Annotated in this window: 18 protein-coding genes and 1 other RNA gene; 14 read left to right on the top strand and 5 right to left on the bottom strand. The window is 41.0% G+C overall.

Going from position 1 to position 19,120, the window contains the following annotated elements; translation table 11 throughout:
* Positions 1–4: 4 nt before the first annotated feature.
* The 5 genes from NSS77_RS16160 (at position 5) to NSS77_RS16140 (ending at position 3,289) form a co-directional block, all read left to right on the top strand.
* The gene (locus tag NSS77_RS16160) at positions 5–1,198 is read left to right on the top strand and encodes a pyridoxal phosphate-dependent aminotransferase (protein ID WP_342469657.1); all 1,194 of its coding nucleotides are present in this window, start codon (positions 5–7) and stop codon (positions 1,196–1,198) included.
* 67 nt (positions 1,199–1,265) lie between these two features.
* The gene (locus NSS77_RS16155; RefSeq protein WP_342469656.1) at positions 1,266–1,985 is read left to right on the top strand and encodes a DnaD domain-containing protein; all 720 of its coding nucleotides are present in this window, start codon (positions 1,266–1,268) and stop codon (positions 1,983–1,985) included.
* A gap of 10 nt (positions 1,986–1,995) precedes the next feature.
* Complete coding sequence (nth, locus tag NSS77_RS16150; RefSeq protein ID WP_342469655.1) at positions 1,996–2,655, top strand: endonuclease III; 660 nt, start codon at positions 1,996–1,998, stop codon at positions 2,653–2,655.
* Complete coding sequence (locus tag NSS77_RS16145) at positions 2,652–3,005, top strand: YpoC family protein (RefSeq protein WP_342469654.1); 354 nt, start codon at positions 2,652–2,654, stop codon at positions 3,003–3,005. The genes nth and NSS77_RS16145 overlap by 4 nt, the downstream gene beginning before the upstream one ends.
* A gap of 98 nt (positions 3,006–3,103) precedes the next feature.
* Positions 3,104–3,289 (top strand): hypothetical protein, encoded by a 186-nt coding sequence (locus NSS77_RS16140; protein ID WP_342469653.1) that lies wholly within the window; start codon positions 3,104–3,106, stop codon positions 3,287–3,289.
* 187 nt (positions 3,290–3,476) lie between these two features.
* On the opposite strand, the gene NSS77_RS16135 is transcribed toward NSS77_RS16140, so the two are convergent.
* Entirely contained in the window at positions 3,477–6,059 is a 2,583-nt protein-coding gene (locus NSS77_RS16135; protein ID WP_342469652.1) for a PBP1A family penicillin-binding protein, read from the bottom strand.
* A gap of 98 nt (positions 6,060–6,157) precedes the next feature.
* Positions 6,158–6,781 (bottom strand): Holliday junction resolvase RecU, encoded by a 624-nt coding sequence (recU, locus tag NSS77_RS16130; RefSeq protein ID WP_342469651.1) that lies wholly within the window; start codon positions 6,779–6,781, stop codon positions 6,158–6,160.
* Between the two features lie 158 nt (positions 6,782–6,939).
* Between recU and NSS77_RS16125 the strand changes: the two genes are divergently transcribed.
* The 9 genes from NSS77_RS16125 to fabG all read left to right on the top strand — a co-directional run bounded on the left by NSS77_RS16125 (position 6,940) and on the right by fabG (position 16,317).
* Entirely contained in the window at positions 6,940–7,137 is a 198-nt protein-coding gene (locus NSS77_RS16125; RefSeq protein WP_342469650.1) for an endonuclease, read from the top strand.
* 36 nt (positions 7,138–7,173) lie between these two features.
* Positions 7,174–7,548, top strand: a complete 375-nt coding sequence (locus NSS77_RS16120) for a YppE family protein (protein ID WP_342469649.1) — start codon at positions 7,174–7,176, stop codon at positions 7,546–7,548.
* Positions 7,526–9,796, top strand: coding sequence for a DEAD/DEAH box helicase (locus NSS77_RS16115; protein WP_342469648.1), 2,271 nt, complete (start codon positions 7,526–7,528; stop codon positions 9,794–9,796). Before NSS77_RS16120 ends, NSS77_RS16115 begins: the two co-directional genes overlap by 23 nt.
* A gap of 4 nt (positions 9,797–9,800) precedes the next feature.
* Complete coding sequence (locus tag NSS77_RS16110) at positions 9,801–11,054, top strand: ribonuclease H-like domain-containing protein (RefSeq protein WP_342469647.1); 1,254 nt, start codon at positions 9,801–9,803, stop codon at positions 11,052–11,054.
* A 172-nt stretch (positions 11,055–11,226) separates the two neighbouring features.
* Entirely contained in the window at positions 11,227–11,517 is a 291-nt protein-coding gene (gene gpsB / locus NSS77_RS16105) for a cell division regulator GpsB (protein WP_342469646.1), read from the top strand.
* A gap of 57 nt (positions 11,518–11,574) precedes the next feature.
* Positions 11,575–11,971, top strand: an RNA gene (gene rnpB, locus NSS77_RS16100) — RNase P RNA component class B.
* A 235-nt stretch (positions 11,972–12,206) separates the two neighbouring features.
* Entirely contained in the window at positions 12,207–13,352 is a 1,146-nt protein-coding gene (locus NSS77_RS16095) for a class I SAM-dependent RNA methyltransferase (RefSeq protein WP_342469645.1), read from the top strand.
* Positions 13,353–13,506: 154 nt separating this feature from the next.
* Positions 13,507–15,408, top strand: a complete 1,902-nt coding sequence (locus tag NSS77_RS16090; protein WP_342469644.1) for an ATP-dependent DNA helicase — start codon at positions 13,507–13,509, stop codon at positions 15,406–15,408.
* A 168-nt stretch (positions 15,409–15,576) separates the two neighbouring features.
* Positions 15,577–16,317 (top strand): 3-oxoacyl-ACP reductase FabG, encoded by a 741-nt coding sequence (gene fabG, locus NSS77_RS16085; RefSeq protein ID WP_342469643.1) that lies wholly within the window; start codon positions 15,577–15,579, stop codon positions 16,315–16,317.
* A gap of 105 nt (positions 16,318–16,422) precedes the next feature.
* On the opposite strand, the gene NSS77_RS16080 is transcribed toward fabG, so the two are convergent.
* The 3 genes from NSS77_RS16080 to NSS77_RS16070 are packed head-to-tail and all read right to left on the bottom strand — an operon-like array spanning position 16,423 to position 18,770.
* Positions 16,423–18,120 carry a b(o/a)3-type cytochrome-c oxidase subunit 1 gene (locus tag NSS77_RS16080; protein ID WP_342469642.1) on the bottom strand — a complete coding sequence of 566 codons (1,698 nt, stop codon included), beginning with the start codon at positions 18,118–18,120 and terminating at the stop codon, positions 16,423–16,425.
* Positions 18,104–18,598 carry a cytochrome c oxidase subunit II gene (locus NSS77_RS16075; RefSeq protein ID WP_342469641.1) on the bottom strand — a complete coding sequence of 165 codons (495 nt, stop codon included), beginning with the start codon at positions 18,596–18,598 and terminating at the stop codon, positions 18,104–18,106. Before NSS77_RS16075 ends, NSS77_RS16080 begins: the two co-directional genes overlap by 17 nt.
* 43 nt (positions 18,599–18,641) lie before the next feature.
* Positions 18,642–18,770, bottom strand: coding sequence for a hypothetical protein (locus NSS77_RS16070; RefSeq protein ID WP_342469640.1), 129 nt, complete (start codon positions 18,768–18,770; stop codon positions 18,642–18,644).
* Positions 18,771–19,120 lie beyond the last annotated feature (350 nt).

Here is a 19,120-nt window from a genome sequence, read left to right as displayed (position 1 = left end):
AGGAATGAAAGAATTTTTGGCCAATCGTGTAAAAACTTTAACACCTTCGTCAACTTTAGCAATTACGGCAAAAGCGAAAGAAATGAAAGCGCAAGGCATCGACGTGATTGGACTTGGAGCGGGTGAACCGGATTTTAATACGCCGCAAAACATCATCGATGCAGCTATCGATTCAATGCAAAAAGGATACACAAAATATACTCCTTCCGGTGGTCTTCCGGCTTTAAAACAAGCGATCATCGAAAAGTTTAAACGTGATAACCAATTGGAATATCAACCGAATGAAATTATTGTAGGTGTTGGAGCAAAGCATGTTCTTTACACTTTATTCCAAGTGATTATTAATGATGGCGATGAAGTCATTATTCCAATTCCTTATTGGGTTTCTTATACTGAACAAGTCAAACTTGCCGGCGGTGTTCCAGTCTTTATCGAAACAACGAGTGAAAGAAATTATAAAATAACACCGGAACAACTGAAAAACGCCATTACGGATAAAACAAAAGCGGTGATCATCAACTCCCCAAGCAATCCAACGGGAATGATTTACACACGCGAAGAATTGGAAGAAATCGCGAAAGTGGCGCTCGAGCACAATATTTTGATCATTTCGGATGAAATTTACGAGAAACTTGTTTACAATGGTGCGGAACATTATTCCATCGCGCAACTTTCCGAAGAAGTAAAAGCGAAAACCATTGTCATTAACGGTGTTTCAAAATCCCATTCAATGACAGGTTGGAGAATCGGATATGCGGCCGGAGATGCAGATATTATTAAAGCGATGACCGACTTGGCATCCCACTCAACTTCCAATCCGACGACAGCTTCCCAATATGCGGCGATTGAAGCCTACAATGGTCCGCAAGATTCGGTGGAAGAAATGAGAAAAGCTTTCGAATCCCGTTTGGAAATCATTTATCCAAAATTGAGCGCCATCCCTGGATTTAAAGTGGTAAAACCTCAAGGTGCTTTCTATTTATTGCCGGATGTGAGCGAGGCAGCGGCGAAAACGGGATTTGCATCGGTGGATGATTTTGCAAGCGCGCTTTTAACTGAAGCGAATGTTGCGGTGATCCCTGGTTCCGGTTTCGGTGCCCCTTCCAATATCCGCATCAGTTATGCCACTTCTTTGGATTTATTGGAAGAAGCAGTGAGCCGCATCGAAAAATTCGTAAAAGATCGTTGGCAACAATAATATTTGTTTTCACTTATAGCGTCCGTTTTTTACGGGCGCTTACTTTCTAATGAAAGGAGTCAGGGAAATGAAACAACAGAATGATCGGCTCCGTAAGTGGATTGAGCAAAAACATGTGGGCATCCCTGAACTTTTTTTTCGTTATTACAAAAAATTGGGAATCTCAGATGAAGATGCCATGTTATTATTGCATTTGATCGCTTTTCATTCCGAAAACATCCATTTTCCAACGCCAAACGCTTTGGCCGAAAGAATGCACTTTTCGGTAGAAGAAATTTCCGAGAAGCTGGGGCGGCTTGTGAAAAAGGGCATAATCGAAATCACCAGCGGGGTTGACGCGAACGGGAAACTATATGAAAAAATTACATTATGCCCATTATGGGAGCGGATTTTGGATCTCATCGATCTACAAACGATGAATCTAGAGGAAGAAAATCAGAAAAAAGAAGAAGGGGAAATCTTCACGCTTTTTGAACAGGAATTTGGCCGTTTGCTTTCACCGATGGAAATAGAAACGATTTCTTCCTGGTTGGATCAGGACAACCACTCCCCGGCCATCATTCGAGAAGCATTAAAAGAAGCCGTGCTTGCGGGAAAGCTGTCTTTGCGTTATATCGACCGCATTTTGTTTGAATGGAAAAAGAAAAACATCCGGACCATTCAGCAAGTCGAAAAGCAAAGGGAACAATTCGCAAAACAGAGTTCCCCTTCCATTCCACCTAAACCATTCACAACGGATCATCATAAAAAAGTGCCATTTTACAATTGGTTAGATGAAAGAGAATAGGGGAGATAGAATGCTGACAATAAAACAGTGGGAACATTGTTTGGAAGAAATGGACAACATGTTCCCGGATGCCCATTGCGAGCTGGTACATAGCAATCCATTCGAATTATTGATCGCAACGCTGCTATCTGCTCAATGTACGGATCAATTGGTCAATAAAGTGACAAAAGATTTATTCCAAAAATATAAAACACCGGAAGATTATTTATCGGTACCTTTGGAGGAATTGCAGCAGGATATCCGTTCCATCGGGCTTTACCGGAATAAAGCAAAGAACATTCAAAAACTGTGTGAGAAGTTGATAACAGAATTTAACGGGGAAGTTCCAAAAACGAGGGAAGAATTGACTTCTTTGCCAGGGGTCGGAAGGAAAACGGCCAATGTTGTCATGTCTGTGGCTTTTGGAATTCCTGCCATCGCGGTCGATACCCATGTGGAAAGAGTCACAAAGCGTCTCGGCTTGTGCAGATGGAAGGACAGCGTATTGGAAGTGGAAGAAACGTTGATGAAAAAGACGCCGAAGGAAAGATGGTCCAAAACCCATCATCAATTAATTTTCTTCGGAAGATATCATTGCAAAGCTCAAAATCCCCAATGCCACCAATGCCCATTGCTTGATCTGTGCAGGGAAGGGCAAAAACGGCTGAAAAAAGGGCTGATCAAACAATGATTCGCGTAAGAAAAGAAGCCATTCAAAAGGACCGAATCGAACCTTATTTTGAACAATGGGAAAACCTATCGAAAGAAATTTATGCTGCCCATGATGAGCGCGATAGCAAAAAAGCGAAAAATTTAATGGAGCAGGGTATTGCCCTTTTTGAAGAGCTGATGGTAAACACTTCGGATACGGATGTCGAAGAACTGTTGGTGCATGAAGAATACGAAGGAATGCCTTTAAACGGAATGGAGCGGTTCCAATTCATCAAATCTAGACCGGGGCAATATGCCTGTTATGTGCAACTGGATGAATTATTCAAGGAAGTGAAAAAGCGGTTTGCGCGGTTAAGGGTGCAGAAATAGGAGTACAGCCAATGGTGGTTGTACTTTTTTTCATTATTTTTAATGGTTTATTTTGGTAAAATGATGGTAAAGTTGTAAAATTATGAGGAGATGTTTCCATGGGCCATATCGCTTTTTTATCTGCACTTATTCCGTACCTGATATTGTTGGCTGTCGCCTATCTTTTTTTCAATCTGATTTTCAAGATCAAGAAAAACATTGATTTATTGTTGGAGCAAAATAAGCAGATTGTTTCTTTATTAGAAAAAATGGATAAAAGCGGGAATGAACAGAAGATTCAATAAAAGCGTTCCCAAAATCATATCAATATGACATTTGCACCGTTATTTGCTTTGTCAGAAAGTAGATTGCAATATCATTTCAATCAGTCGGTTGCTATAGCCATAGATGGAATGGGCAAAAGAAAAAGGCAAGCGGAACAAAGATGATTCCACTTGCCTCTGTTTTTGGTTTCAAAAAAGTCCGTTTATTTTATTGGGTTTGGGTAGGTGGTGCCGGCTCGGCTGGAGGATTCACTCCCTGATTATTTCCATCATTTTGATTATTGTTGTTGCCGTTTCCGTTGCCTGGATTCGGATGGTTTCCATTATTGTTTCCGCCATTGTTTCCACCATTGTTTCCACCATTGTTTCCACCATTGTTTCCGTTATTGCCACCATTATTGTTTCCGCCAGGTTTTCCTTGATTTCCGTTGCCGTTGTTGTTATTTGGTGGGGATGGTTCATCCGCTCCATCCGGTGATTCCACATCCGGCTCTTCAACACCGCCGTCAATCTTAATCGTTACGGAAGCAGGTGAACTCCGCACATCATCAATGATTGCCACAACGGTGAATGTATATGTTTTTCCGGCTTCAATGCCAGATACGGTTGCACGCTTATCCGCAGTGGTCGTCACGATCGTAGATTTGCCATCTTCAGATGTCATCGACACTTCAAATTGAACATTAGCGTCTTCGTAATCTTCCGGAACTGTGTAATCCCATGTCAAATCGACCAATCCAGGTGTGTGATTGACTGCTTGTAAGTTAAATGGTGCCCCGATGTCTTCCTCTTTATATTCATCGGAAACTTCTGTCGGTTCAGTACCACGGACAAACAGCTCTGTTCTTCTTTTATCGCTTGGTGTATGTTCGCTTGCCAATTTCAACGGTTCTGTGCCGACTTCAATGGTCGCTTCCACAACGGAACTTGGTTTTGTAAACCGTTTCGTTTCTTTTCCTTCCGAAATTTGGCTCATGATTTTGCTGAACAATACTTGTGGAAGACGGCGTTCATCCCAAGTGGTAATCGGATCTTTCCGTTTTTCATAGCCGCTCCAGATGGCAATGGAATAATTCGTTGAATAACCGACAAACCACGAATCCGGCACTGCTGTGCTTGGCAAGTTGTATGTTCTGAATTCATCGGAATCATAGTTTGTTGTACCCGTTTTTCCGGCAATGTCCAATCCGGAGACCCGTGCAGCTGTACCGGTAGCATTCGGTTTTGAGCTGACCACATCGCGGAGCATATCCGTAATCATATAAGCTGTATAGTCGTTCATCGCCACAACCGGTTCTGCTTTATTTGTAATTTTAGAACCGTCACGGAAAACAATTTCTTTGATTGTATGCGGTTTGTTATAAACGCCGTTATTGCCAAAGGCAGCATAGGCGCTTGCCAATTGAATAGGCGAAAGATGGATGCCACCACCGCCGATGGCATCAGATTCATACACGTTTTCAGCATCAATACCTAATTTAGAAATGAAATCTTTTGCTTTGTTTGTTCCTACTTCCTGCAACGTTTTGACTGCAGGAATGTTTCGGGAAGCATATAACGCTTCTCTTACGGTAATCGTACCAAAATATTTTCCGTCCCAGTTTCCAAACGCTTTTCCATTGGAATACTTGTACGGTTCATCCACAATCGTTTTTCCGGTGGACCATTTCAAATATTCGATGGCAGGGCCGTATGCCACAAGAGGCTTCATTGTGGAACCAGGCTGTCTTTTGGCATCGTCGGCATAGTTATAGCCACGGCCCGCCCCGTAATTGCGTCCGCCGCCGACCGCTCTTAATGCACCGGTTTTTGTGTCAACGACTGCAATCCCTGATTGGATGGTTTCTGTCGGGAAATTGCTGTCAGAGTTCATGATGTTTTCAACGACAGATTGCGCTTTCGGATCGAGCGTTGTATACACTTTGATCCCTTCTGATAATAGGCTCGGATCCTTCGCTTCAATCTCATTTAACACAATGTCCAAAAAGGCGTCATATTTTGTGCCGGCAACGCCTTTTCTTTGTTCTTCAGGAAGTAGGCGTGATGTTACATCGACTTTTTTCGCTTCTTCCGCTTCCGCTTCCGTGATTTTGCCGTGCTGAACCATCAAATTTAATACGATATCACGGCGTTTTTGGGCCCGATCAGGATTTTTGAACGGATTATAGTTGTTCGGACTTTGCGGCATACCTGCAAGCAGGGCAATTTCGTCCAATTCCAATTCATCCAGATCTTTGCCGAAGAAATATTCGGCACCTGTTGCAAACCCATAAATGTTTCCGGAAATTAGTACTTTGTTGAAATACATTTCAAAGATTTCTTCTTTGCTGTACATGCGTTCAAGCTGAATGGCAAGCCATGCTTCCTGCGCTTTCCGTTTCAATGTTTTTTCATTGCTTAAGAAAGAGTTTTTCACGACCTGTTGGGTGATTGTACTGGCACCCTGTGATCCGAATCCCCCGGTCAAGTTTGCCATTACGGCTTTACCGAGGCGGAACACGTCGATTCCAAAATGATCGAAAAATCTTGCGTCTTCTGTTGCCAGAATCGCGTCGACCATTTCTTGCGGGATTTCATCATATTCAACATATTTTCGGTTTTCAACCCCGATGGTTGCAAAAAGCTCCCCGTTCATATCGTAAAATTCCGCTGAAATTGGATCTTTTAAAAGATCCTCGTTCAGTTCCGGCGCTGAACTTGCGTAATAAATGAACAGCCCGGCTCCAAAAACGGCTCCTGCCAGAAACAGTGTCAGAATGGTTATGATCCCCCATTTAAGCCATTTCTTCATCGGTTTTTTCTTTCTTTTTTGTTGAGATTCTCGCATTTTTCTTAATTCAGACCGAGAACGTCGATTTTCGCTCAATGCTATCGCCTCGCTTCATTAAACTAACATTCTTTGTTAATTATAAATTTCTTTATTATGCTTATATAATCAATTCTAGGATTGTAGCCTGGAATGATTTCATAGCTCTTTGATTCAAAGGTTTCCAATGGTATCGACTTTCTTCCGCCTTTTTTCATATGGCACCATGATTCATATAATACTGAAAATGGAAGTAAGAAATATCGACCCAGTTTCGAAAATCTTACAATGGTAAATGCGATCCCTTGTTGATCAACGACGTTTTTCATATGGGTGATTTGATGTTCATGTACATTTTTCAACGGGAAAGAAGTTTTGCTTTCCGTTTCTTTTGCTTCGAAATCGATATAATAGCCGTTCCAAACACCATTATAATCCGTTGTTGATGGAGTGCGGAAATAAGCTTCCCGGATGACCGCGGCACTCCTTTTCGGGTACTCTACTTTGACGATTTGGATGGGAACAGGTTTCTTATGGACGATTGCGATTTGCCTGCTTAAATAGTATGCATTCGTTTCATTGATTTCTTCTTCAAGGGTTTTCCCCCTATTTCCAAAAGAAAAATCTTTCACTTTGCCAGTGCCGACCTGCTCCGGTGTTTGATTTTTCGGCTTATAAGGTTTGCCGTTCGGATACTTCAGCATCATCAATCACCCTCTAAAAAAATAATATCCAAATCTAGTAATTAGTTTAACATAAAAAATTATCGAAAAAATTGTTCTTTTATCTAACGTTGTCTAGTTTTGACAGGCTGAAAGGTTTTTTCCTCCATGCATGGAATAAACACATAAAAAGGAGGAATGTTATGAATAAATTTCAATTGCTTATTTCCCAACTGGATTGTTTGGACGAAATGATGACGGCCAAATTGGAGAACGAGCGGGCATTGATTAATGACTATTTTTTCGCCCAAATTGTTTCCACTCATCAGAAAGTAAGCTTAGCAGAAAAGAATGTTCATGTAAAGAATACTTGTTCCCCTATGGCTAGTGATTTAGAATAGATTTTGATAGACTAAGGAGTAAGAGGTAGCTATTCTATGGAACTGTTGGAAATGACTAAAAAGTTGATTGAAGAGTGTGATGCGTCAAGGAACCGTTTTTTGAAAATGAGGGAACTTGACGCCACACCAAATTTTTTTGATGAAGTGAAACCATATGCTGATGAAATACATGAATTGGTGATGGCCTGGAAAGCATCAGCCATTCAATGGATTAATGAGCATCAACCGAAATACATGCATGTCCAGCAGATTGAAAATGCGGCGGATTCAATGGATAAGTTTGTCGTTGAATCCTTTTATAAAGAAACGAGCAAGAAAAGATTTTTCCAAACCGTGCATTCAGTGCGTTTCATCCTTACAACTTTGTCAAGGTATTTGGAGGAGAACAATGGTGAAGAAATCAATCGATGAACTCATTTACGAATGGCAGCAGGATGAAGAATTAAAAGAAAATATAGCACATGTCGTGACGATTGATGGAAAAGAAGGGGAGTATGCGGACTTTCCGGAGAATTTGCATCCATCCCTCAAAAAGGCGTTGGGCGGCCGGGGGATTGAAAAATTGTATACCCATCAACGGAGAGCGTTTGATTTGGCCCTCGCCGGAAAGTCGTTTACCGCAATCACACCTACCGCTTCCGGAAAATCTCTATGCTATCATTTACCCGTGCTGCAAAAAATTTTGGAAAATCCTTCTGCCAGAGCGATTTATTTATTTCCCACAAAAGCGTTGGCACAAGATCAAAAGACGGATTTAAATCAGTTGATCGATGCGATGGATGAAGAAATTTACTGTTATACATATGATGGCGATACGGCGCCGAGCATCCGGCAAAAGGTGAGAAAAGCGGGCCATATTGTCATGACGAATCCGGATATGCTCCATTCCGGCATTTTGCCCCATCATACGAAATGGGTTTCACTATTTGAAAATTTGCAGTTTATCGTCATTGATGAACTGCATACATATAAAGGGGTTTTTGGAAGCCATGTGGCCCATGTGTTGCGGCGGCTCATGCGGATTTGCCAATTTTACGGAAGCCATCCTATTTTTATATGCACTTCCGCAACCATCAAAAATCCGAAAGAACTGGCGGAAAAATTAACGAATACGGAGCATGAGCTGATTTCAGAATCCGGGGCGCCGGTCGGAAAGAAAACATTGATTTTTTATAATCCTCCAATTATCCATAAGACTTTCGGCGTCCGAAGAAGTTCGGTCTTGGAAGCGAGCGGTTTGGCGGCGCGGCTCTATCAGGCGGGGATACAAACGATTGTGTTTGCCAAATCCCGCGTGACGGTGGAAAGGCTTGTTACATATTTAAAAGAGTTGACGAAAAATAAAATCAACGACGAATCCATCCAAGGATACCGGGGCGGTTATTTGCCATCGGAAAGGCGTCAAATCGAAAAAGGATTAAGGGATGGGACGATTCAAATTGTCGTCAGTACAAATGCCCTTGAACTGGGCGTCGATATAGGACAACTCCAGGCGTGCATCATGACAGGGTATCCGGGAAACATTGCGAGTGCATGGCAACAGGCGGGAAGGGCCGGAAGAAGACAGGAATCCGCATTAATCATTTATGTGGCGAATTCCACAGCCCTTGATCAATATATCATCAATCATCCCGAATACTTATTGGGCAATTCTCCGGAAGAAGCATTGATCAATCCGGACAACATTCTCATTTTAATGAGCCATTTGAAATGCGCATCTTTTGAATTGCCGTTTTCAACAAACGATTCCTATGGTGAATTTGAAGTGCAGGAGCTGCTTGACTATTTGAAGGAAGAAGGGGTGCTCGTCAAAACAAATGCCCATTATTATTGGATGAGCGACCGATTCCCTGCCCATGATGTGAATTTGCGGTCCGCCGCCCAGGAAAATGTCGTCATCATTGATCAAACGGTTCCGGCGGGTACAAAGGTGATTGGGGAAATGGATACGTATTCCGCCATGACCCTTTTGCATGAAGAAGCGATTTATCTTCATCAAGGCGTTCAATATCAAGTGGAAAAACTGGATTGGGAAGAGAAGAAAGCGTACGTCCGCGAGGTGGATGTCAATTACTATACAGATGCGAATTTGGCGGTGGAATTGAAAGTGTTGAGCGAAGATAAAACCGCAGCCTATAAAGAGGTGACGGTCAGCTACGGAGATGTGAGTTTGGTAGCGATTCCTACAATTTTCAAAAAAATCCATATGGCCACTTTGGATAATATCGGGTCCGGTAAAATTCATATTCCACCGATGGAAATGCATACAAATGCAACGTGGATTTCATTTGATTTGCCTGAAAATTGGTCGGAGGAAATGCTGACCGATGCTTTAACGGGGGCAAGTTACGCCATCGGATCTTTCATACCTCTATATATTCAATGCGATCGGAAAGATGTGACTGTCGTACCACAAGTAAAGTCCGTCCACAATGAAAAACCGACTTTGTTTATTTATGACAGCTATCCGGGAGGTATCGGGTTGAGTGAAAAGGTTTATGATCTGCTTGTCCCGATTTTGGAAATGACCATCCAACATGTGAAATCCTGTCCTTGTGAACACGGATGTCCATCCTGCATCGGGGCGCAGGACAGTTTGTCAAATGGAAAAGAACGGGTAGTGAAAGTATTGAACATGATTTATAATGAAATGATGTGATGGGATGAGCTACGAAAATAAAATATTACAATTGAAAAAAATGGTGGGGAAAAAGAAAGCGGCAGAATCCGAAAAACCTTCCTACCAAAAACCTGAAAAACCGGCTTACATCGATGAATGGAAAAAAGCCGGTCTTTCGATTGTAGAAAATGATTTCGGAGTCGTATTAAAAAGGCAAGTCCAATATCCTTTCGACTATAAACATGGACGGTATGAATTAAAGGAGTTTTTCCAAGCGGTCGAAAAATGGGAACAGTCGAAAATAGAGCATCCCTATTCCATTTATCCTGGAGAAAAGGTGCTGTTTTTTGATACGGAAACAACCGGGTTAAAGGGCGCAGGCACGCACATTTTTCTTTTGGGCCTCCTTGAGGTCGATGAAGAGGCATTCGTGCTGAATCAATATGTGCTGGCGGATCCGGCGAATGAAGCCGCCTTCTTGTTTGAATCCAAGTTATGGCAACGGGGAAAAACGATCGTTACATATAATGGGAAAAGTTTCGATTGGCCCCAATTGGAGATGCGGTGGATCTTTCATAAAAACTATTTGCCAACATTACAAAGTCCCAGACAAATCGATTTATTCCATAGTTCAAAAAGAATCTGGAAAAATCATTTGGAAAAAGTAAAATTAATAAAAGTGGAAGAAGAAAAATTGGGCTTCAAAAGGGAAAATGATATTCCCGGGTTTCTTGCACCGATTATTTATGCGGATGCGGTCAGAAGCGGAAATGCTGGAGGGCTCATGAAAGTGCTTCAACATAATGAATGGGACATCCTGTCACTTCTTGTGCTGTACATTCATTCAACAAATCTTCTTCTGGATGATGTGTTGCGGGATGGAGCCACAACGTATACAAATATCGGCAAATGGTACAATGATTTAAAAGAACCTGAACAAAGCAGGCAACTATTTTTGAAAGTGACGGAACAATTTGCGGAACATGAAACCGGCCTTGCCTATTATTATTTGGCATTGCAACAAAAACGTCACAAGCAATTCAAAGAATCGATTGAATCTTTTCAAAAGGCGATTCATACAATTGATGGAAGAAAAAAATTGGATTCCTATGAGCAACTGGCAAAGCTATATGAACATCAAATGAAAAATTACCCGGAGGCGCTCCAGTATACACTCAAAGGAATAAAAATGATTCAGGAAGCGGATTTTTTCAGCGATCATCAAAAGAAAAAACAATTAGAAAATTGGGACAAAAGATTGCAAAGGTTGGAAATCAAAAACGGGAAATATTTATAACGTTTGGTAATGAAAAGTATTTCCCGGGGAAGCGCAAAGTTTGACAAAAAAAACGATCTACCGCATGTCGAAATATGCAAAAAATATGATTTTGCGGTGTTTTCCTGTCCTTTTATAGGGTTACATGTGGTATAATATATAGTACGTATGTATCGATGGAAGGGCGATGTGGATGGAAATCAAATTAAATTCCAAAATGATTTTGGAAAAAGAATTCAAGAGACAAATGAAAGGCTACAACATTGATGAGGTGGACCAATTTTTAGATATAATAATGGAAGATTATGACAATTTTAATAAAATCATAAAAGAATTGCAAGCGGAAAACGAAAGATTGAAAAAAGAGCTGGAAGCGGCCAAAAAGCAACAAACGCCTCAATATGCCGGAAGTACGAACTTTGATATTCTAAAAAGACTATCAAATTTGGAAAAGCATGTTTTTGGCAATAAATTGTACGATTGATAAAATCCACAAGTTGATTTAAATCGTTTGTTTAGTATAATATTAAATGGTCATAGTGATTTCGAGTAATCGCTGCAAACGTTCTATGTTTGTAGAGGAAAGTCCATGCTCACACGGCTCTGAGATGACCGTAGTGTTCGTGCTTACCGAAAAAATAAGGTAAGGCAAAGCTCTTGCAGCTTTGACGGCGGAAGGAAGACCTAAGTCGCAACTGGCGATATGGTCGACACTTCCTGAAAAGTGCCACAGTGACGTAGCTTCACTGGAAACGGTGAAGGTGGAACGCGGTAAACCCCACGAGTGAGAAACCCAAATTATGGTAGGGGCGCCCCCCCGAAGGAAATGAACGGAGGGGGGGACGGGGAGGATTTCTTCCCGTAGATAGATGATTACTACCTGACAGTACGAGGCGAAAGCCGTTCGAGTACGCAGGGACAGAACATGGCTTATAGAAATCACTATGATGAGAAACATTAATCGAAATGATTATGCTTTATCATCAGGAGCTCTCCATCATGAAGGAGAGCTTTTTCTTTTGTAGATGCAAGTAGGGAATAATGTCAATAAGAAGAATGAATCTTCCTAATGAAGGCTATAGATAGTGGAAGGATCTAATTTTGTAATCCGAAACAAAATGATGATATAATTAATTTCTTGAAAATATGGAAAGATATCGAGGATGGATGCAAATGACGAAATTTCAACTGGTTGCTACTTCTGCAATGGGACTGGAATCCATTGTTGCAGACGAAGTAAAAGCATTGGGGTACGAAACGCGTACGGAAAACGGAAAAATTTATTTTGAAGGTGATGAAAGGGCGATTGCCAGAGCCAATCTTTGGCTGAGGGTGGCCGATCGGGTAAAAATTGTTGCAGCCCAATTCCCGGCAACGACTTTTGAGGAATTGTTTGAAAATACAAAATCTGTTGAATGGGAACGTTATTTGCCTGTTGATGCGAATTTCCCGGTCTCAGGAAAATCGGTGAAATCAAAATTATTCAGTGTTCCGGACTGCCAAGCAATCGTAAAAAAAGCGATTGTGGAACGGTTAAAAACAGCCTATAAGAAAACCGGATTATTGGATGAATCGGGGGCGACTTTCAAAATTGAAGTATCAATCTTGAAAGATATGGCAACACTTACAATTGATACAAGTGGTGCCGGACTCCACAAAAGAGGCTATCGGGTAGGCCAGGGGGATGCCCCTTTAAAAGAAACGTTGGCTGCCGCTTTGGTAAAAATCTCAAAATGGTCCCCTCATCGTCCTTTTGTCGATCTTTTCTGCGGCTCCGGCACGATTCCGATCGAGGCGGCGTTGATTGGCCAAAATATTGCACCAGGGTATAATCGGGATTTCATTTCGGAAGAATGGCCCTGGATGGATATGAAAATCTGGGATGACGCCCGGATAGAAGCGGAGGATTTGGCAAACTATGATCAACCTCTTGAAATATTGGGGACGGACATTGATCATAGAATGGTAAAAATCGCAAAAGAGAATGCGCTGGAAGCCGGTTTGAGCGATTTAATCACTTTCAAACAAATGCAGGCGACCGATTTCACGACGACTCTTACAGACGGTGTCATTGTCTCCAATCCTCCTTATGGGGAGAGAATCGGGGAAAGGGAAGAGATTGAAAGAGTAATCCGCGAACTTGGGAAAATAATGAGAAATTATCCGACGTGGTCGGTCTATATGCTGTCATCCATGGACAATTTTGAGGAACTGTATGGCAAGAAAGCGACGAAAAAACGGAAATTGTTTAACGGATTCATCCGCACCGATTTTTATCAATTTTGGGGCCAAAAATCAAACAAACAATCATTGATTTAAGGAAGATCGAATGTTGTTATTTTATGTCGAATTTCTTATAATAAAATTATTGTAATCAAGGTAATTTCTGAACTTTTTAGGCAGTGTCTTGAATTTTTTCGAGACACTTTTTCTTCATGTCTAACAAGTAGACATTGATAAAGGAGAATAGAATATGAAATCATCGATACCTTTTGAATTATCGAAAGAAAAAAGCTTTTTTGATTCGTTGGGGGATTGGATCGGCGACATTTTTTATGACATTTTGCCCGAAAAAGGATTTGAATGTCGCGATGAACAAATTTACATGAGCTATCAAATCGAAAAAGCTTTAAAAGAAAAAAACGTTTTGTTTGCGGAAGCGGGTGTTGGAACGGGAAAAACCCTCGCTTATTTATTGCCCGCAATCGCGTATGCGCGCTATAAAGGGAAACCGGCATTGATTGCTTGTGCAGATGAAACATTGATTGACCAGCTGGTTAAAGAAGAAGGGGACATCGCCAAAATCGAAAAACATTTGGGGATCAAAGTGGACGTACGCCTTGCAAAATCACGGGACCAATATTTATGTTTAAAGCGCTTTGAAGAAGCGGAATTATATGAAGATGAAGAATGGATTGATGAGATCGCCTTCACCATTCCGGAAGAGGTGTTTTCAGAAAGTTCGGCGGTAAAAATTCCTTTGTATGGCGCAAGAAGCGATTTTCCCCAAATAAGCGACGAAAATTGGAATAAAGTGAATTACAATTCCATCATGCAATGCAGCATTTGCGAAAAACGCAACCGATGCGGACAAACTTTGCATCGGGCCTATTATCGGAAAGCGGTGGATTTGATCGTCTGCTCCCAGGATTTTTTAATGGAACATTTGGCAACGAAAGAATCCCGCAAACGGGAAGGGCAATTGACTCTCTTGCCGGAAGTGTCAATGATTGTCCTGGATGAAGGGCATCTGTTGGAATATGCTGCCCAAAAGGCGATGACTTATAAAGTGCAGAATTATACAATCGTAAAATTGCTGGATCACTTGATGGCGGACGGAATCCGTGAAAGCACTTTATATGCAATGGAAAAACTGCAAGATGACCATGAATTGTTTTTTGACCAGCTCCGGGATGATGTAATCCCGTCAGAAGAGGACAGAAAAAGTATCCGGAAATCAGAAAAGTTGATTGCATTGGGAAAACAATTGATCGCTGACGTGGAACAGTTGCTGGAAGAGTTTGTATTCGAATCGGAAATGTATGTGATTCCGGAATATGAATTGAATATTGTTGAAGAATTTTTGGAAGATTATCAGGAAGCATTAAAGATATTTATCTCAAAAAGCGATGCCATTGACTGGCTGGAGGATACGGATGGAGAAGAAACATTGGTCATCATGCCAAGATTGATTACAGAAGTATTGGAAGAGAAATTATTCTCTAATAACATACCAATCATTTTTTCATCGGCAACGTTATCGGTAAATAATGATTTTTCCTATATTGCATCCAGCTTAGGTGTAAAAAAATATCAACATTTCAGCGTGCCTTCTCCTTTTGATTATGATGAAGTGATGAAAATCTATTTGCATGAGCTGGACGAAGATCAAAAGATGAAAAAAGTGGAAGAGCTGCTCAAGCAAAACAAGAAAACGTTGGTGCTCTTCAAATCAAGACAATCGATGCTAAAATTCAAAGAGAATTTGCCATTGATGTCCCGGTTGACGGTCGGTTTTGAAGGGGATCGTGAACTCACATCCATCATCAAAGATTTCCAAAACGGTACAATCAAAACCCTTTGCTCTTATCATTTATGGGAAGGGGTAGACTTGCCTGAAGAATCTTTGACGCAGATCATCATTTATGAATTGCCTTTCCCGCCGAAAGATCCGCTTTTTGAAGCAAAAAGAAAATTTGCCGGAAATCCATTTGAAGAAGTGGATATGCCATTTATGTTATTGCGGTTGCAGCAGGGAATCGGCCGGCTTATTCGGACGGCCAATGATTATGGAGATATCCATATTTTATTAAATGAAGAAGATCGTAAAATGCGGTCCCGCTTCCTTGAAGTATTGCCGGTGGAACCACAATAAGAATATGAAACTGCCACAGATATATGCAAAAAGTCTATATGGATTTTTTGCATATTTTTTTATTTTTTGGAATATAATTTTATAAAATTTGTTGAATTTGGTCGGGGCGACGGCGTATTATGTCAATGATTGTCTGTTTTTTTGAAATTCTATGAAAAGGAGAATCGTATGAGACTAAAAGGGAAGGTTGCGATTATTACCGGAGGAGCAAACGGGATTGGCAAGGCTGCTACAAAAAGATTTTTGGAAGAAGGGGCAAAAGTGGTTGTCGCGGATATACAAAAGGAAGCGGGGGAGCAATTGGCGAAACAATTCCGGGATCAGGGTCATGAAGTAATGTTCTATCCAGTGAACGTTGCATCCAAAGATGAAGTGGAAACAATGGTCGAGAAAGTGAAGGAAATCTATGGAAAAATCGATGTTTTAATTAACAATGCGGGGATTACAAGGGATGCTATGCTTGTCAAAATGACGGAAGAGCAATTCAATGACGTGATCGATGTGAATTTAAAAGGCGTATTTCATTGTACGCAAGCGGTTGCAAAAGTCATGATTGAACAAGGAAATGGGAAAATTATCAATACATCCTCTGTCAGCGGCATCTATGGAAACATCGGGCAAACAAATTATGCTGCTGCAAAGGCGGCCATTGTCGGGATGACGAAGACATGGGCGAAGGAGCTGGGCAAAAAGGGAATCAATGTGAATGCGGTGGCTCCGGGATTTACGAAAACCACAATGGTGGAGAAAATGCCTGAAAAAATATTAAATTATATGGAATCGATTACAAGCTTGAAAAGACTTGGAGAACCGGATGATATTGCAAACGCTTACTTGTTTTTGGCTTCCGATGAATCCAATTATATTACCGGCCACGTATTGCATGTGGATGGCGGAATTATGATGTAAAATGAAAAGTACTAGTTGAAAAAATGTTCACACTATTTTAATATTTAATTTGTGTGTAATAGAAAAAACCCTCCCCATTTGAGGGGAGGGAATTGTGCTGTCATTTTACCAGAGTTTGAAACCTTTTGAACCAACTGGAGAGTTATTGATGATATCAATGATTGGGATTGTGTAAGCGAAGATGATCACCGCAATCATGATAATTCCCCAAAGTTTGAAGTTTTCAAGGGCTGCAGGTACTTTTTCTGCACCTGGTGCAACTTCTGCAATAGGGAATTCTTGCTCGCCTTTTGGTGCAAAGAATGCAAGGTAAATGATTAATCCAGTAATTACTAAGATGGCGATGAATAGGATTGAACCACCAATTGCTTGCGTAATTTGGTAAGAAATCCATTCAGCTGCTTGTTCTGAACCGCCATATTCGGAGTAAGCGGAACGACGTGGCGCACCGAGTAAACCTGCAAGGTGCATGGCACTTGACATGATTGTCATACCGATAGCCCATAAAATACCTGCGCAGTTAGCCATGCTGTTTGCGCGTTTTGTTAATTTTCTGCCATTTAGGTGTGGTATTAACCAGAAGGCTGTTCCGAAGAATGTTAACGCAACAGCAGTTGCTACAGTCAAGTGGAAGTGACCTGTTACCCAAATTGTGTTGTGTACAAGTTCGTTCATTTGGTAAGATGCGTTAACGATACCGCCGGCACCACCAGGAATGAAGGCAACCATACCAATGAATGGCAATAAGAATCTTGAATCGCTCCAAGGCAATTTTTTGAACCAACCGAATACGCCTTTAGCGCCAAGTTCGCGACCACGCATTTCAAATGTTGCGAACATGGAGAAGGCAGTCATTAAAGATGGAACAACAACGAAGAACGTTAAGACTGTTTGAATAAATTTCCATAATGGATCGATACCTGGTTCAGTGAATTGGTGGTGTAGACCAACCGGCACTGAAAGGATCAAGAACAACATGAAAGCCAATTTTGCCAAAGATTCAGAGAAGATTTTTCCGCCAATGACTTTTGGAATGACAACATACCAAACCATGTAAGCAGGCAATAACCAGAAATAAACCAATGCGTGACCGAAGTACCAGAATAGAGTACGGGATAATAATACATCCACACGTTCAACCAAGCCCATGGACCAAGGAATCAATTGGAATAATACTTCTATTGCTACACCCAATGTAGCGATGAACCATAAGAGGTTGTTAACTACAGCCATAAAGGATAATAATGGTGTGCTTTGACCTTTATGTTCTTTTCTCCATTGAACAAAACGCATCGCTTGTGCTAAACCTGTAATCCATGAACCTACAACCACTAATGCCAAGCCAAGGTAGAATACCCAGTGAGCTTTCAATGGCGCATAGAATGTATAAAGGACAGAAGCTTGATTTGTTAAGACCATTGCCGCTGCTGCAACTAATCCGATTGTTGCAAGCCAGAAACCTACCCAGCCGATTGTGCGTTGTTTATTTGTGAATGTACCGCTAGTTCGGCTGACAGCAGCTGTTTGGAATCCCATAATGAAGAAAGTAGTCAATACAAGTCCGAGTAATACGCCGTGCACTGTCAATACTTGATAGTAGTTTAGGAAACTTGGAAGTTCAAATTTACCTGAACGAACTAAAACTTGTAATAGTCCGGCTGTACCACCTAAAAATACTGCTATGAATGCGACATAAATGTAAGCTAATGCCAATTTTCCATCTTTTTTATCAACAAATTCAAGCTGTTTTTTCAAGCCTGAAGATGCAGTGCTTTTTACAGTTTCCTTAGTTGCTGTTGTCATTAGTGTCCACCACCTTTAATGTAGAGTACATCAATGCGTGACCTGTACCGCAGTACTCGTTACATACGATTGTATACGTTCCGGCTTTATCTAAAGTTGTAATTTTTTCAGATACATAACCAGGTTCAAGCATCATGTTGATGTTTGTGCCTGCAACCTCGAGTCCGTGAATAACGTCTTTTGTAGTAGCGATGAAACGAACTTTAGATCCGACCGGGATTTCAATTTCAGTTGGATTGTAAGCGAAAGCCTGTGCAACGAGCACTACTTCATAATCCCAATCTTTGCCTTCCACTTTATGCAATCCTGGATTGTCAAACGGAGCATATTCATCAACCTTTTCATAGTCAATTGTCCATTTAGAGTTATTTGGATGCGTTCCGCTATGGAATGCGCTTACACCGAGGATGATAAGGAACACGATCAGCGTACCTGTTCCGAAAATCATCCACCATTTCTCATACTTGTGTATTTCCATTGTTTTCCCTCCTACTCAAGTTGTTAGAAGCGAGCTTGATCGTTTAGAAACGACCAGTGTACAGATCGAATGCAAGTACCCAGAAAATGATGATGACCAGCCCCACTCCGAAGGTCGCTAATAGGGTACCTTTTAAATTTTCTTCTGACGAAGGCTTTTTGTGATTTGACATGTCTCTCCCTCCTATGAACTTCAAATGTGTTACTTCACGATTCATCATAATAAAAATAAAACTGCTAAGATGTGATAAAAATCACAGTTCTATAATGGAAATGTGAAATTACTGTGAAAGCTAATACCATCCTCCCCCCTTTTATGGCGCTTAATCTGTGAGGGTTTTCATAAAAAACTTAATAGAAGTATTGAAAATACAGCTTTTTATGAGGAAAAATAGATTAGGTATTTGTACATTCAATACCTTTTTTCGACAAAAGAATAACCAGCCAAATAAAAAATTTTCTATTTTATAATGTTGAAATTTTTTATATAATAATTGATAAAGATTCTCATTATTAGGAAGGG

Source organism: Ureibacillus sp. FSL K6-3587 (genome assembly GCF_038593165.1).
Lineage (GTDB): Bacteria > Bacillota > Bacilli > Bacillales_A > Planococcaceae > Ureibacillus > Ureibacillus suwonensis.
Note: the sequence above shows the minus strand (reverse complement) of the source record. Positions and strands in the feature narration are given on the sequence as shown.

What these genes read in the sequence shown, in the direction of transcription:
- NSS77_RS16070 (WP_342469640.1), bottom strand. Translation starts at nt 18,770, where the DNA reads ATGTCAAATCACAAAAAGCCTTCGTCAGAAGAAAATTTAAAAGGTACC.
- NSS77_RS16110 (WP_342469647.1), top strand. Translation starts at nt 9,801, where the DNA reads ATGAGCTACGAAAATAAAATATTACAATTGAAAAAAATGGTGGGGAAA.
- NSS77_RS16140 (WP_342469653.1), top strand. Translation starts at nt 3,104, where the DNA reads ATGGGCCATATCGCTTTTTTATCTGCACTTATTCCGTACCTGATATTG.
- nth (WP_342469655.1), top strand. Translation starts at nt 1,996, where the DNA reads ATGCTGACAATAAAACAGTGGGAACATTGTTTGGAAGAAATGGACAAC.
- gpsB (WP_342469646.1), top strand. Translation starts at nt 11,227, where the DNA reads ATGGAAATCAAATTAAATTCCAAAATGATTTTGGAAAAAGAATTCAAG.
- NSS77_RS16080 (WP_342469642.1), bottom strand. Translation starts at nt 18,120, where the DNA reads ATGACAACAGCAACTAAGGAAACTGTAAAAAGCACTGCATCTTCAGGC.
- NSS77_RS16135 (WP_342469652.1), bottom strand. Translation starts at nt 6,059, where the DNA reads ATGAAGAAATGGCTTAAATGGGGGATCATAACCATTCTGACACTGTTT.
- NSS77_RS16075 (WP_342469641.1), bottom strand. Translation starts at nt 18,598, where the DNA reads ATGGAAATACACAAGTATGAGAAATGGTGGATGATTTTCGGAACAGGT.
- NSS77_RS16120 (WP_342469649.1), top strand. Translation starts at nt 7,174, where the DNA reads ATGGAACTGTTGGAAATGACTAAAAAGTTGATTGAAGAGTGTGATGCG.
- NSS77_RS16155 (WP_342469656.1), top strand. Translation starts at nt 1,266, where the DNA reads ATGAAACAACAGAATGATCGGCTCCGTAAGTGGATTGAGCAAAAACAT.
- NSS77_RS16160 (WP_342469657.1), top strand. Translation starts at nt 5, where the DNA reads ATGAAAGAATTTTTGGCCAATCGTGTAAAAACTTTAACACCTTCGTCA.
- NSS77_RS16145 (WP_342469654.1), top strand. Translation starts at nt 2,652, where the DNA reads ATGATTCGCGTAAGAAAAGAAGCCATTCAAAAGGACCGAATCGAACCT.
- fabG (WP_342469643.1), top strand. Translation starts at nt 15,577, where the DNA reads ATGAGACTAAAAGGGAAGGTTGCGATTATTACCGGAGGAGCAAACGGG.
- NSS77_RS16090 (WP_342469644.1), top strand. Translation starts at nt 13,507, where the DNA reads ATGAAATCATCGATACCTTTTGAATTATCGAAAGAAAAAAGCTTTTTT.
- NSS77_RS16125 (WP_342469650.1), top strand. Translation starts at nt 6,940, where the DNA reads ATGAATAAATTTCAATTGCTTATTTCCCAACTGGATTGTTTGGACGAA.
- NSS77_RS16095 (WP_342469645.1), top strand. Translation starts at nt 12,207, where the DNA reads ATGACGAAATTTCAACTGGTTGCTACTTCTGCAATGGGACTGGAATCC.
- recU (WP_342469651.1), bottom strand. Translation starts at nt 6,781, where the DNA reads ATGATGCTGAAGTATCCGAACGGCAAACCTTATAAGCCGAAAAATCAA.
- NSS77_RS16115 (WP_342469648.1), top strand. Translation starts at nt 7,526, where the DNA reads ATGGTGAAGAAATCAATCGATGAACTCATTTACGAATGGCAGCAGGAT.